The 12,866-nt window shown below is 70.3% G+C and carries 12 protein-coding genes and 1 tRNA gene; 4 read left to right on the top strand and 9 right to left on the bottom strand.

What is annotated here, in order from left to right; genetic code table 11:
• Positions 1–7: 7 nt before the first annotated feature.
• Both JYJ93_RS30590 and JYJ93_RS30585 read left to right on the top strand, forming a co-directional pair.
• Positions 8–1,600 carry an alkaline phosphatase family protein gene (locus JYJ93_RS30590; protein ID WP_206798095.1) on the top strand — a complete coding sequence of 531 codons (1,593 nt, stop codon included), beginning with the start codon at positions 8–10 and terminating at the stop codon, positions 1,598–1,600.
• 20 nt (positions 1,601–1,620) lie between these two features.
• Positions 1,621–2,703, top strand: a complete 1,083-nt coding sequence (locus JYJ93_RS30585) for a lysylphosphatidylglycerol synthase transmembrane domain-containing protein (protein ID WP_206798094.1) — start codon at positions 1,621–1,623, stop codon at positions 2,701–2,703.
• Between the two features lie 53 nt (positions 2,704–2,756).
• Here JYJ93_RS30585 and JYJ93_RS30580 read toward each other — a convergent pair.
• The 7 genes from JYJ93_RS30580 to JYJ93_RS30550 form a co-directional block, all read right to left on the bottom strand.
• Positions 2,757–2,840, bottom strand: a tRNA-Leu gene (locus JYJ93_RS30580).
• An 84-nt stretch (positions 2,841–2,924) separates the two neighbouring features.
• On the bottom strand, positions 2,925–3,302 hold the full coding sequence (locus tag JYJ93_RS30575; protein WP_014395282.1) for a 2Fe-2S iron-sulfur cluster-binding protein: 378 nt from the start codon (positions 3,300–3,302) through the stop codon (positions 2,925–2,927).
• Positions 3,303–3,305: 3 nt separating this feature from the next.
• Positions 3,306–5,150 carry a Fe-S protein assembly chaperone HscA gene (gene hscA, locus JYJ93_RS30570; protein WP_206798093.1) on the bottom strand — a complete coding sequence of 615 codons (1,845 nt, stop codon included), beginning with the start codon at positions 5,148–5,150 and terminating at the stop codon, positions 3,306–3,308.
• Positions 5,147–5,695 (bottom strand): Fe-S protein assembly co-chaperone HscB, encoded by a 549-nt coding sequence (hscB, locus tag JYJ93_RS30565; protein WP_206798092.1) that lies wholly within the window; start codon positions 5,693–5,695, stop codon positions 5,147–5,149. The genes hscA and hscB overlap by 4 nt, the downstream gene beginning before the upstream one ends.
• 105 nt (positions 5,696–5,800) lie before the next feature.
• The gene (locus tag JYJ93_RS30560) at positions 5,801–6,184 is read right to left on the bottom strand and encodes an iron-sulfur cluster assembly accessory protein (RefSeq protein ID WP_206798091.1); all 384 of its coding nucleotides are present in this window, start codon (positions 6,182–6,184) and stop codon (positions 5,801–5,803) included.
• Between the two features lie 44 nt (positions 6,185–6,228).
• A complete protein-coding gene (gene iscU / locus JYJ93_RS30555; protein WP_120553652.1) occupies positions 6,229–6,621 on the bottom strand; it encodes a Fe-S cluster assembly scaffold IscU in 393 nt (130 codons plus the stop codon).
• A 117-nt stretch (positions 6,622–6,738) separates the two neighbouring features.
• A complete protein-coding gene (locus tag JYJ93_RS30550; protein ID WP_242544778.1) occupies positions 6,739–8,100 on the bottom strand; it encodes an IscS subfamily cysteine desulfurase in 1,362 nt (453 codons plus the stop codon).
• A gap of 376 nt (positions 8,101–8,476) precedes the next feature.
• Here JYJ93_RS30550 and JYJ93_RS30545 point away from each other — a divergent pair, with 376 nt between their 5' ends.
• Both JYJ93_RS30545 and JYJ93_RS30540 read left to right on the top strand, forming a co-directional pair.
• A complete protein-coding gene (locus tag JYJ93_RS30545; RefSeq protein ID WP_206798089.1) occupies positions 8,477–10,087 on the top strand; it encodes an SPFH domain-containing protein in 1,611 nt (536 codons plus the stop codon).
• A gap of 70 nt (positions 10,088–10,157) precedes the next feature.
• Positions 10,158–11,585, top strand: coding sequence for a cytochrome c biogenesis protein CcdA (locus tag JYJ93_RS30540; RefSeq protein ID WP_206798088.1), 1,428 nt, complete (start codon positions 10,158–10,160; stop codon positions 11,583–11,585).
• A 4-nt stretch (positions 11,586–11,589) separates the two neighbouring features.
• On the opposite strand, the gene JYJ93_RS30535 is transcribed toward JYJ93_RS30540, so the two are convergent.
• Positions 11,590–12,180, bottom strand: coding sequence for a tRNA-uridine aminocarboxypropyltransferase (locus JYJ93_RS30535; protein ID WP_206798087.1), 591 nt, complete (start codon positions 12,178–12,180; stop codon positions 11,590–11,592).
• A complete protein-coding gene (locus tag JYJ93_RS30530) occupies positions 12,177–12,728 on the bottom strand; it encodes a hypothetical protein (RefSeq protein ID WP_206798086.1) in 552 nt (183 codons plus the stop codon). The genes JYJ93_RS30535 and JYJ93_RS30530 overlap by 4 nt, the downstream gene beginning before the upstream one ends.
• Positions 12,729–12,866 lie beyond the last annotated feature (138 nt).

Here is a 12,866-nt window from a genome sequence, read left to right as displayed (position 1 = left end):
CGTCAACGTGCGCGAAAGTCTCAACGAGCTCGTCAGCGAGAATTCACGAAATTGGGCGAATACCCTCGTCCGGAGGATCGGTTCGAAAGTTCCGCCCGTGGCGGCGCGTCGGCCCCGGAACGCTCTGCTCGTCCACCTGGACGGGGTGCCCAAGGCCCTGCTCGACGAGGCCATTGTCACAGGGCGCATGCCCTTTGTTTCACAGTTGGTCCGCTCTGGCGCGTATCACCTGGAGAACGCATTCTGGGGCGCGCCCACGTCCACGCCGTTCTTCCAGGCGGGGCTGCTCTACGGACTCAAGCACCCGAACCTGCCGGGCTACAGCTGGTACGACCGGGCGCTCGGCCGCAAGGTGCAGATGAACACCCCGGGCGACGCGATGGCCATCGACGCGCGCCTGCGCGGCCACGGCCGCACGAGCCTCCTGGACCATGGCGGCCACACGTACTTCTCGCTCTTCCACGCGGGCGCCATGAACCGCATGTGCATGAGCACGCTGTCGAGCTTCAAGCTGATGGCGCGCTCGTTCGCGTACGAGATGGAAGGCCTGGGGTCGGCGCGCACGAAGGGCGCGTGGGACTTCCTGCGTTCCTTCGGCATGGAGTCCTGGCAGGCCGTGCGCGAGGTGCGCCAGTGGGCGCGCTCCGTCAACGACTGGCGCCACGAGCAGGGGTTCCTCGTGAGCCGCATCCTCCTCCAGCGGTTGGGCTGGAGCTTCGCGTACACCAAGTCCCTGGTGGACATGGTGCGCGGCGTGCCGCTCATCTACCTGGTCTACGGCAACTACGATGAGGTGGCCCACCGGCGCGGCCCGCGCTCGGAGCTGGCGATGCAGGAGCTGCACCGGGTGGACGCGTCCCTGGCGGAGCTCTTCGCCGTGGCCCGCGCCGCGCCGGAGCCCTACGACGTCATCCTCCTGTCGGACCACGGCCACGTGGACAGCCTGCCCTTGGAGCAGCGCCAGGGCCGGCGCCTGGAGGCCGTCCTCTTCGAGGGCGAGGTGCCACCGCTGAAGGACGACGTGCGCCGCGGCCTGCTGGATGGGCGCCAGGCTCCCGCCCCGGACACCGCCGCGCGTGAGCCCTTCATCCCGGTGGTGGTGGAGGCCGGCAACTTCGCGCACATCTATCTGAGCGGCCGTCCCGTGCCGCTGGAGGCGCGCGAGCTGCTGGCGCGGCATCCGGAGGTGCTGGCCCGGGCCACGAACAACCCGGACATCGGCATGGTGGCGATGCGCCGGGGCGCGGAGGCGGTGGTGGTGATGGGCGGAGGCGTCTACGGCCCGGAGGACCTGGACCGCGCGCCGCTCACCACCGAGTACAGCAGGCGCGCCGTGGCGGACTTCCTCCACGGACTGCCGCGCATGGACACCGCGGGGGACCTGGTCCTCTTCGGTGAAGCCGTCCAGAAGGGCGGCACGGTGGGCTTCGCGTGGGAGTTCGGCTCGCACGGCGGCCTGACGCGCGTGGAGTCCGACAGCCTGGTGATGTGGCCCGCGAATGGCCCGGTGGACCTGTCCGGCCTGGGCCACTGCGCGGCGCTGCACGAGCGCCTGGCGGAGGCCTACCTGGACACCGGCGCCCCGCGGATTCTCCATTGAAACCGAGGGAGGGGAGGACCATGCGGCTTCCCAACGCCGGTGGACGCACGTGGCTCAAGGTGCTGGGCGCGGTGGTGGGGCTCGTCCTGTCCGTGCTCCTGCTCTCCACGGCGTTCTTCAAGTGGAACCTGAGCGGGTCCGGGGACCTGCTGACGCCGCGCTTCCCGCTGGACAAGTTCGTCCGCGACCTGCCGGGGCACCTGGTGTGGCTGGTGCCGTTCATGCTCCTGCAGGCTTCGCTGGTGCCGCTGCGCGCGGTGCAGTGGCAGGCCACGCTGCGCAGGCCCATCCCGTTCAAGGACCGCTTCCAACTCGTGGGCATTGGCGTCTTCGTGCACAACGCGCTGCCGGGGAAGCTGGGCGAGGTGACGCGCTCGTTCCTCCTGTCGCGCACCCACAAGCTCCCCTTCATCCGGAGCCTGGGCTCCGTGGGCGTGTGCAAGCTGATGGAGTTCGCCTGCCTGATGTTGCTGGTGGCCCTGTCCTTCCTGGGCCCCTTCGGCGAGACGATGGCTCACTTCCGCACGGAGCTGCACGTGGCGCTGTCGCTGTGCATCGGCCTGGTGGCGCTGGTGGTGCTGCTGGCCCACTGGGCGGCGCCGCTGGGCCGCTGGCTGCACCAGCGTCACACCATGCCCCGCGTGGACAGCTTCCTGAGCCACGTGGGCGAGGGCCTGGGCACCGCGCGCTCCTTCAAGGGCATGGCGAAGGTGTTCTTCTTCTCCATCTTCCCGGTGTTCGCCTCCGCGCTGGCGTACGGCCTGGCGCTGCACGGCGTGCACATCCCCGGGGGCCTCTTCGCGGGCGCCGTGGTGCTGGGCGCCATCTCCCTGGGGCAGTCGCTGCCGGGCGTCCCGGCGGGCATGGGCATCTACTACTTCGTCACCAGCTGGGCGGCCCGCGCGCTGGGCTCGAACCCGGAGGACGCGGCGGCCTTCGCCACGCTCACCCACCTGGGCACCGTCATCAGCCAGGTGGCCGTGGGCGCCTGGTGCGTGCACCGCTCCAAGCTGCGGATCCGCGACCTGCGCAAGGGCGGGCGGCTGGCCAACGCCGCCGCGCACCACGTGGCGCATGAAGCCGTGGAGCCCGCGCCGCCCTGAGCCGGAAAACAAAAAGGGCCCCGACTTGTGGTCGGGGCCCTTCGTTTACTTCATGCCCAGGAGAGGACTCGAACCTCCATGCCCTTGCAGGCGCTAGACCCTGAATCTAGTGTGTCTACCAATTCCACCACCTGGGCAGGTGGCTCGCGGTGCCTCGCGGCGCCGTGATGGGCGAGACGTATAGAGAACCTCCCCCGCCCGGTCAACACCCTTTTTTTCGCCTACTTCTTCAGCGGCCAGCGGCCTTCGGACTCGAGCTTCCGGCGGATGGCCGGGTTCTCGTCCATGAAGGCGACGAGGGACTCCTCGGTGATCTCCACCGTGACGTCCTCACCGCCGACCTCCGTCTGGCAGGACAGGCGGGAGTACGGCCGGACGTCGAAGCCCATGTCCAGGCGGTCCATCTCGTCGTCCCGCTGCTCGCTCAGCGAGTCCAGGCCCTTGCGGACCCAGACATGGCACGTGGAGCACCCGCACACGCCGCCGCAGCTGTGGCCCACCTGGGCCTCGCCCTTCTCGGCGGCGTCCAGCAGGGTGGTGCCCGGGGGCACGTCCACGGCGACCTCGGCCAGGGGGCTCTTGAAGGTGACCTTGGGCACGGCTCAGTACTCCTCCACGGAATGGCCGGACACCACCTGGGTGATGGCGCGGTTCATGACCCGTTCGATGAAGGCCCGGGACGCCTCGTCCAGCGCGTGCAGGGCCTCCTTCACGGCCAGGTAGTCCTTGCCCGCGGCGGCCTCGCGCACGCGGGTCATGGCGGCCTGGATGGCCTCCGGCTCGCCGGCCTGGAGCAGCGCCGCGTTCTCACGCAGCTGCCGGTCGGCCTCGGCGAGGACGCGCTCGGCGTCCACCTGCTGCTCGCGCAGCTGGCGGGCCTGGATGTCGTCCTCCGCGAAGTCGATGGAGTCGAGGAGCATCTTCTCGATCTCCTCCTCCGTCAGGCCGTGGCTGGGCTTCACGGTGATGGCCTGCGCCACGCCGGTGCTCTGCTCCTTGGCGGTGACGGACAGGATGCCGTCCGCGTCCACCTGGAAGCGCACCTCCACGCGGGCCATGCCGGCCGCCATGGAGGGGATGCCGGAGAGCGTGAAGCGCGCGAGGCTGCGGTTGTCCTGCACCAGCTCGCGCTCGCCCTGCACCACGTGCACGTCCAGGCCTGTCTGGCCGTCCTTGAACGTGGTGAACACCTGCGCCGCCGCCGTGGGGATGGTGGAGTTGCGCGGAATGAGCTTCTCCGTGATGCCGCCCATCGTCTCCAGGCCCAGCGACAGGGGGATGACGTCCAGCAGCAGCACCTCGTCCTGGCGGCCGGTGTCGGTGAGGAGGCTCGCCTGGACCGCCGCGCCCAGCGCCACGACCTGATCCGGATCGATGTCGCCCAGGGGCTCGCGGCCGAACAGCTCCGCCACGAAGCGGCGCACCGCGGGCACGCGCGTGGAGCCGCCCACCAGGATGACGCCGTCCAGCTCACCCGCCGCCACGCCCGCGTCCTTCAGCGCCCGCCGGCACACCGCGCCCGTCTTCGCCACCAGCGGCTGGATCCACGCCTCGAAGTCCGCGCGGGACACCGGCTGCGAATGCCCGTCCACGCTCAGCGTGACCTCAGGGGCCTCCGTGAGCGCCTCCTTCGCGCGGCGGGCGGCCACCATCAGCTCCGCCACCTGCGCGGGGGTGGGGGCCTGGACGCCCCGCTTCTGGAGCACCTGCTGCGCGATGGCGCGGTCGAAGTCGTCGCCGCCCAGCGCGGAATCGCCGCCGGTGGACTTCACCTCGAAGACGCCGTCCTCCAGCTTGAGGATGGAGATGTCGAACGTGCCGCCGCCCAGGTCATAGACGGCGAACATCCCCTGGCTGCCCTTGTCCAGGCCGTACGCCAGCGCGGCGGCGGTGGGCTCGTTGAGCAGGCGCAGCACCTCCAGGCCCGCGAGCTTCCCCGCGTCGCGGGTGGCCTGGCGCTGGGCGTCATCGAAGTAGGCGGGCACGGTGATGACGGCCTGCTCCACCTTGCCGGAGAAGTGCGCCTCCGCGCGGCGCTTCAGGGCGCGCAGGATTTCGCCCGACACTTCAATGGGCGTCACCGGCTGCCCACCGGCCACGTTGAAGCGCACCACGTTGGCGCCGGGGGCGAAGTCGTAGTGGCCCAGCTTGCGCGTCTCCGGGTCGTCCGGGCTGCGGCCCATGAAGCGCTTCACCGACACGATGGTGTCCGTGGGGGCCTCGGCCGCGAGCTTCCGGGCGCGAACGCCCACCAACACGCCGCCGTCCTTCCCGTAATGCACCACGGAGGGCAGCAGCAGCGAGTCGCCTTCATCCACCGGAACGCACCGGGGCTTGCCCTGGGACACGGACGCCACCAGCGAGTGGGTGGTGCCCAGGTCGATGCCCACCACGTGGCCCTTCGGCTTGAGCGGGTCGTGGATCTGCAGATAGCCGTTGTTGCTCACGCGAGCACCTCCTCCTCGAACGCGTCCACCTGCTCGAGGAAGCGCGTGAAGTAGCGCACCCGCCCCAGCGCGTGCGATGCCTTTCTCACCCCGTCCGGAGAATCCTCCGCGGCCTCCAGCGAACCGAGCGCCGCGACGGCCTCCTGCAACGCCGCCGCCTTGCGGCCGGCCACGTCCTTCGCCATGGCCTGGGCCCCGGGCAGGTCCTTCGCCGCGATGGCTTCATCCAGCGCCTCGCGCAGCTCCATGACCTCCTCCAGGAACTCCAGGGGCATGTCCTTCTGGGCGCCCGCGTCCTCGCGGTCCAGGTCCACGCCGTGGAGCTTGAGCAGGTAGAAGGCGCGGCGCACCGGGTCCTTCAGCGTCTTGAAGGCTTCGTTGAGGGCGGTGGTGCCCTCCACGGCGGCCAGGCGCGCCTTCGCGTCACCGGGGCCGACGCGGTCCGGGTGCAACTGCAGCGACAGCTCCCGGTACTGCTTCTCCAGCGCCGGCACGTTCACGGCGTGGGAGCGGGGCAGCCCGAACACGTCGAAGTGGGTCCTCACGGTGCGCACATCCTCATGGGGGAAACGAAAAAGGGGCCCGGCACCGGGCCGGACCCCTGCTGCCAGCTCCCTGACCAACGGGGCGGGCGGGAAGGCCGTGCTGACTCAGACGGAGAAGCTCTCTCCGCAGCCGCAGGCGGCCTTGACGTTGGGGTTGTTCAGCTTGAAGCCGGACGCCATCAGCGTCTGCTCGAACACCAGCTCCGTGCCGATGAGGTACAGGTAGCTCTTCGGATCCACGAAGACGCGGACGCCGTCGCGCTCGAACACCTTGTCGCGCTCGCGGGACTTCTCCGACCACTCCATGGAGTACTGGAGCCCGGAGCACCCGCCGCCCTTCACGGCGATGCGCAGGCCGGCCTCCGGCGTCTGGCGCTCCTCCAGGAGCTGCTTGAGGCGCGCCACCGCGCTGTCCGCCAGGCCAATGCCCCTGGGGGCCGGCTTGGGGGGCGTCTGAGGGGCCTGGGTCGTCTGGGCCTGCTCGTTCATGGGGTCGTCCTCAATCCAGTGAGAAGAAGTACCGCGCGGAAGCTTCAGGCCTGCCGCGACGCGCGCTTCTTCTTGAAGTCCTCGATGGCCGCCTTGATGGCGTCCTCGGCCAGCACGGAGCAGTGGATCTTCACCGGGGGCAGCGCCAGCTCCCGGGCCACGTCCTTGTTGGAGATGGTCATGGCCTGATCCACCGTCTTGCCCTTCACCCACTCGGTGACGAGCGAGCTGGACGCGATGGCGGAACCGCAGCCGAAGGTCTTGAAGCGCGCGTCTTCAATCACGCCCGAGTCGCTGATCTTCAGCTGGAGGCGCATCACGTCGCCGCAAGCGGGGGCGCCCACGAGACCGGTGCCGACGTTCGGGTCGTTCTTGTCGAGCGTCCCCACGTTGCGGGGGTTCTCGTAGTGCTCGATGACCTTCTCGCTGTAAGCCATGCGTCTAACGCTCCTTCACACAACGCTTGAACTGATGCGCCATCCGGGCAACCGATGCGCGGCCAGGCGGGCGGGGGCTCCCGTGCCCGGCGGGAAATCTTGAGAGGAGGGGAGCGCCTAGTGGGCGGTCCACTCGATGCTCTTGAGGTCGATGCCTTCCTTGGCCATCTCGTACAGGGGGCTCATGTCTCGCAACTTGCGGACTTTGTCCACCACGAGGCGGATGACGAAGTCGACCTCCTCCTCCGTGTTGAAGCGGCCCAGGCCGAAGCGGATGGAGCTGTGCGCCATGTCCTCCTCCACGCCCAGCGCGCGCAGCACGTAGGAGGGCTCCAGCGACGCGGACGTGCACGCGGACCCGGAGGACACCGCGACGTCCTTGATGGACATCATCAGGGCCTCGCCCTCCACGTAGGAGAAGGAGATGTTGAGGCTGCCCGGCATGCGGTGCTCCAGGCTGCCGTTCACCGTCACCATGTCCAGCTGCTCCATGATGCCGGTGCGCAGCCGCTCACGCAGGCGGAACAGGCGCGCGGACTCCTCCGGCAGGTCCAGCTTCGCGACCTCCGCCGCCGTGCCGAAGCCGACGATGGACGCCACGTTCAGCGTGCCGCTGCGCATGCCGCGCTCGTGACCGCCGCCGTCCACCATGGGCGCGATGCGCACGCGCGGCTTGCGGCGCACGTACAGCGCGCCCACGCCCTTGGGGCCGTACATCTTGTGCGCGCTGATGGAGGCCAGGTCGACGTTCATCTTCTCCACGTCGAAGGGCACCTTGCCCACGCCCTGCACCGCGTCGCAGTGGAAGAGGACGCCCTTCTCACGGCACAGCTTGCCAATCTCCGCTACCGGCTGGACCACGCCGATCTCGTTGTTGGCGAACATGATGGAGACGAGCACCGTCTTGGGCGTCATCGCCGCGGCCAGCTTCTCCAGGCTCACGCGGCCGTCGCGCTCCACGTCCAGGTAGGTGACGCGCGCGCCACCCGTGGGCATCTCCGCCCACTTCTTGTACGTCTCGTCCGCGTCCAGGTTGAACTTCGCCGCCAGCTCCGGGACCTCTTCCGGCGTCACGTCGCGCTCGGCCAGCTGGCCCAGGCGCAGCAGCTTGAGCTCGTCCAGCCGCTCCTGGCGCACGCGCTCCAGGCGCTTGCAGGTGTCCAGGACGGCCTTGTGCTCCGTCTTCAGGGTGATGATGTGGTCGCCCTTGGACTTGTAGAACTCGATGACGCCCTTGATGGCCAGGTTGTCGGACTCGGTGGCGCCGGAGGTGAAGACGATCTCCTTCTCCGACGCGCCGATGAGGTCCGCCACCTGCCGGCGCGCCTTCTCCACCGCGGCCTCGGCCTTCCAGCCGAACGCGTGGTTGCGGCTGGCCGCGTTGCCGAAGTCCTCGCGGAGGTAGGGCAACATGGCTTCCAGCACCCGCGGGTCGAGCGGGGTGGTCGCGTGGTTGTCCATGTAGATGGGCAGGCTCAGCATGAAGTCCTCAGGAAGAAGTGACGCAGGAGGGTGGAACACCCCTCCGCTCCCCGGCGACGCGGTGGGTCCGCGCGCAGCGGCAGGGTCTACATGGGCCCACACGAATGTGGACCGGACTGGTCAATTATAAAATCGACCCCCCTCGGGTCAAGGGAACATGGGGTCCGAGGCCCCTGTCTCCGACGCATCGGGTCGTGGCGTGCGGAGTGCGCCGGCCTGATTCAACGCTCCTCCAGAGTGGAGCACTCCGGCCGCGCCAGGTTGGCGCGGGGTGATCCGAAACAGCGCTTCGCGCGCCCATAAGTGCCCGTTTCGCGGCCCCGCCGGGCATGGCCGGGCGCCTGCACTGGAGCTGGCGCGGAGGGTGCCAGACATGAGCGCCAACGCGAAGTCGCAGGCCCGGAACAACGCCCAGGACACGCAGGACGGAGCGGGGCGGCCGTCGCTGATCCGCCTGGAGGGCGGGCTGGATCGCTCCCGCTACACGGACGGCTGGCGGGCCGGCAAGCCCGCGGAGGACCCCGACAAGGTGAAGAAGTGGGGGCTCATCACCGCGCGGCCCAGCGAGTTCCTCATCCACATGCGCCGGGGGCGCGTGCGCGAGGTGAGCGGCCAGGGCGCGAGCTGCTTCAAGCTGCCGGGCGACTCGGTGGCCATCGTGCCCACCAGCATCCAGCGGTTCCAGTTCACCGCGGATCAGGTGACGAGCGAGAAGGTGGGCGTGGCGGTGACGGGCCTGGCGGTGTACCGCATCGCGGATCCGCTGGTGGCCTTCCGGATGCTCAACTTCAGCTACCCGGAGCGCGCGCAGGAGAAGCTGGCGGAGCTGCTCGGGGAGATGTTCGTGGGCGCGGCGCGCCGGCTGGTGGCGAACCTCACCGTGGAGCAGTGCCTCACCCGGCGCAAGGAGGGCATCGCCGAGGAGCTGATGCGTGAGATCGCGCCGGTGCTCTCCGGCCGGGGCCGGCTGGAGGACCGCACCGACTCCGGCTGGGGCGTGCTGCTGGATACGATTGAAATCCAGGACGTGCGCGTGCTCTCCAGCGCCGTCTTCGAGCACATGCAGGCCCGCTTCCGCCGCGAACAGGAACGCCAGGCACGCGAGGCGGAGCTGGCCAAGGAGCGCTTCGTGCGGCGCGAGGAGACGGAGGCCGAGCGCGTGCTCAACCTCCAGAAGCTCGCCGCGAAGGAGGAGGTCCGCCAGCGCACGCAGGCCACGGAGGAGCAGGCGCGGCTGGAGCAACTCGCGGTGGAGGCGCGGCTGGCCCAGGCGAAGATGGAGCAGGTGCGCCAGCAGCAGCAGGAGCGCACGTCCGTGGAGCGGGAGGTCGCGCTCGCGAAGCTGACCGCGCAGGAGGAGGTCCGCACGCGCACGCAGGCCCTGAAGGAGCAGGCCCGCCTGGAGGCGCTGGCCACGGACGCGCGGCTGGAGGAGGCGCGGCTCACGAGCGAACGGCAGCTCACCTACAACCGCGCGCAGGGGGAGCTGGAGCAGCTGCGCTGGGAGCAGGAGGCGGAGGCCGCCAAGGCGCAGGTGGAGTTGGACCGGATGCGCCGCCAGCAGGAGGCGGAGGCCGCGCGTCACGAGGTGCGGCTCGCCGAGGCCCGGCAGGAGGCCGAGCAACTGTCCGCCCGGCTCCAGGTGCTGCTGACGAAGCAGTCCATCGCGGAGGCGGAAGCCGGCATCGCGGAGCTGGAGCTGCGGCGTTCCCGCGCGCAGCAGGGGCTGGAGATGGAGCGCGCGAAGACGCTGCGCGACATCGAGAACTCGGTGAGCCCGGAGGTCATCCAGTTGACGTTGGCGCAGCAGTTGCCGCAGGTGGCGGCGGCCTTCCAGCAGCGGATGGGCGAGGTGCACGTGACGGCGGTGGATGGAGCGAACCCCTTTGGCTACATCGCCGCCGCCGTGGAGGGCGTGATGGGGCTGGCGCGCTCCGCGGGGCTGAAGGTGCCTGCCTCCCCCGCGCAGATGCCGGCGGGGTAGCCGCGTCGCCAGCCTCCGCATATAGAAGGGAGCCTCCGAAGGTCCGGACGCGCGGAGGCGTAAGGCTCGCATGGACACGAAGAAGCTGACGCTGGCGGCGGTGGTGGCGGGAGTCGTGGTGGCGGTGGTCCCGTGGCTGTTGCCCACGGGCCCGAGCGCCGGGCTGGACGCGGCCCGGTTCCTGGAGTCCGGGAACCTCGCGTGGGGCGCGCTGGTGGTGTTCGCCGGCGGCCTGCTCACGGCGATGACGCCGTGTGTGTACCCGCTCATCCCCATCACCGTGTCGGTGTTCGGCGCGAGGAAGGCGGAGGCGCGGGGCCGCTCGCTGGCGCTGACGACGTCGTACATCGTGGGCATGGGCGTGGTGTTCAGCGCGCTGGGCATCCTGGCGGCGAAGACGGGCCAGGCCTTCGGCTCCATGCTGGGCAGCCCCGTGGTGGTGGTGGGCCTGGCGGTGTTCCTGCTGCTGCTGGCCTCGTCGATGTTCGGCGCGTTCGAGCTGGCGCTGCCGTCGTCCATGCAGACGAAGCTGAGCAACGTGGGCGGCACGGGCATCGCGGGTGCGTTCGTGATGGGCAGCGTGTCCGGGTTCCTGGCGGCGCCGTGCACGGGGCCGGTGCTCACGGGCCTGCTGGCCTTCGTGGCGAAGTCCGCCAACACGACGCTGGGCGCGACGCTGCTGTTCATCTACGCGCTGGGCATCGGCGTGCCGTTCTTCCTCATCGGCGTGTTCACCGTGCGCCTGCCGCGCGGCGGCGTGTGGATGGAGTGGGTGAAGAGCGTGCTGGGCATCATGCTGGTGGCGCTCGCGTTCTCGTACCTGAAGGACGCCTTCCCCTGGGCGCGCGACCACGTTAAGGCGCTGGGCGCCGAGGTGGGCCAGGTGCCCGGCGCGGTGATTGCCGCGGTGCTGGTGGTGGTGGGCGTGCTCGTGGGAGCGGTGCACCGCTCGTTCAAGGAGGGCGCGCGCGACTTCGGCTTCAAGGCGCTGGGCGTGGCGCTGGTGGTGGGCGCGCTGGTGGTGCGCGGCGGCGCGCTGGACGCTCGGCCCGTGGGGGAACTCTGGGTGCGCATGGGGCTCCAGGAGCGCCCGGTCGCGCCGTCCTGGCAGTGGCACCACGTGATGCCGGCGAAGAAGGCGACGTTCGACGCGAGCCAGTTCGAGCAGGTGCTCGCGGCGGCGAAGCAGGAGGGCCGCCCGGTGCTCATCGACTTCTTCGCGGACTGGTGCGCGGCCTGCAAGGAGCTGGACCGGCTGACGTATCCGTCCACGGAGGTCATCTCCCAGGCGAGCGACAGCCGTTTCCTGACCATCAAGATCGACGCGACGAACAGCGAGGACCACCTGGACGCGCTGATGGAGAAGCTGGGCGTGGAGGGCCTGCCCACGGTGGCCTTCGTGAACCCGGACGGCACCGTGCTGACGAAGCCGCGCGTGACGGGCTTCCTGGAGCCCGTGCCCTTCGCGGCGGAGATGCAGAAGGTCGTCCTCCAGTAGGTCGCTAGAGGTAGTTCTCCCAGCCCAGCCGGCCACGGCTCGCGAGCACGCGCTCAATCATCAGCTCGTGCAGCATGAGCAGCGGCTTCGCGAGCTCCTCGCCCTCCAGCCGCGCGAGCGCGCCGGCCATGGCCTCCAGCGTGGACATCCCGTCCGGGTGCGGCGGCTTGCGCAGGCGGCGCGTGTCCGGCGCGGGTGGCGGCAGCCTCATGCCCGGCAGCCGGCGCAAGGCGGGGACGCGCTGCACCATGCGCCGCGCCTGCGCCCAGCTCCCGTCGATGATGACCAGCCGCTTCGGCGGCGGCCCCTCCGCCTCCGGTGCGTCCGGGAAGAGCAGCCACGTGTCCGGCGTGTCCAGCACCGATGCATCGAAAGGCGCTCCCGGCGCGCCATACGACACGATGTGGCAGCGGGGCAGGGCCAGCGCCGCGATGCGCGCCGTGTTGGTGCTCTTCTGCGACTCCTTGTTGTGCCGGATGATCAGCAGCTCCGTGCGCGTGGGGATGACGGGCACGTCCTCGCACAGGCACAGGGCCGTGGGCAGGTAGCACCGCTCGCAGCGGCCGGACAGGTCCTCCGGGGTGCTCGACCTCATTTCACCGCGGTGCGGTAGCGCTCCATCAGGGCTCGCGCTTCACGCAGCTTCTCCTCGACGAAGCGGTCGTCCGCGTCCGGCTCGTATTCGGCGTCCGGCGGATCCAACTGGAAGAGGGCGGACAGGCTCGCGGGGGCGACCTCCAGCCACTCGGACGTGCGGGTGAGCGCGGCCTGCCTCCGCCCGGCGAAGGTCTCCGGCCCGTCCTCCGGACCGCAGCGGCAGATGCGCGCGGAGTCCCCGGACACGTCCACGTAGAGCCCCAGCACCTCCGCGTCCACCTCCGCGGCCAGCGCGCAGGTGGCCTCGCTGACGTAGGCCGCCATGGCCTGCGCCGCGCTGCGCTCCGTCAGCGAACGCACCAGGTAGACCTGCCACCCGGCCTCCGTGAGCGCCCCGGCCTCGCTCAGCGGGGCCAGCTCCGCCGGCGGCGCCTGGATGCGCGACAGGAGCCGGCGCACCGGGACCTCCAGCCGCTCGAGCCGGGCGTTCGACGCGGGGCAGAAGAAGACCACGCGGTACTCTCGGCTGTCGGCGGCGGTTTCCATGGGCATACGGCGGTGGCCCAAGAGGACCAAAGGACTCCCCAGGCACGCAAGGGGGGAGTTACGCCGCGGGGCGCTTCCCAGGGCCCCAGGGGGCCTCCTCCCGGGCCGGAACACGACGCGGCGAGACGCGCATTTTCC

Origin of the sequence: Corallococcus sp. NCSPR001 (genome assembly GCF_017309135.1) — a bacterium.
Classification (GTDB): Bacteria; Myxococcota; Myxococcia; order Myxococcales; family Myxococcaceae; genus Corallococcus.
The sequence above is the reverse complement of the archived record's forward strand: the minus strand, read 5'-3'. Positions and strand labels throughout refer to the sequence as shown.

Bases quoted from the DNA above. Each gene is read 5' to 3' on its own strand.
- JYJ93_RS30585 (WP_206798094.1), top strand. From the start codon at position 1,621: ATGCGGCTTCCCAACGCCGGTGGACGCACGTGGCTCAAGGTGCTGGGC.
- JYJ93_RS30560 (WP_206798091.1), bottom strand. From the start codon at position 6,184: ATGAACGAGCAGGCCCAGACGACCCAGGCCCCTCAGACGCCCCCCAAG.
- iscU (WP_120553652.1), bottom strand. From the start codon at position 6,621: ATGGCTTACAGCGAGAAGGTCATCGAGCACTACGAGAACCCCCGCAAC.
- JYJ93_RS30545 (WP_206798089.1), top strand. From the start codon at position 8,477: ATGAGCGCCAACGCGAAGTCGCAGGCCCGGAACAACGCCCAGGACACG.
- JYJ93_RS30540 (WP_206798088.1), top strand. From the start codon at position 10,158: ATGGACACGAAGAAGCTGACGCTGGCGGCGGTGGTGGCGGGAGTCGTG.
- JYJ93_RS30535 (WP_206798087.1), bottom strand. From the start codon at position 12,180: ATGAGGTCGAGCACCCCGGAGGACCTGTCCGGCCGCTGCGAGCGGTGC.
- JYJ93_RS30530 (WP_206798086.1), bottom strand. From the start codon at position 12,728: ATGGAAACCGCCGCCGACAGCCGAGAGTACCGCGTGGTCTTCTTCTGC.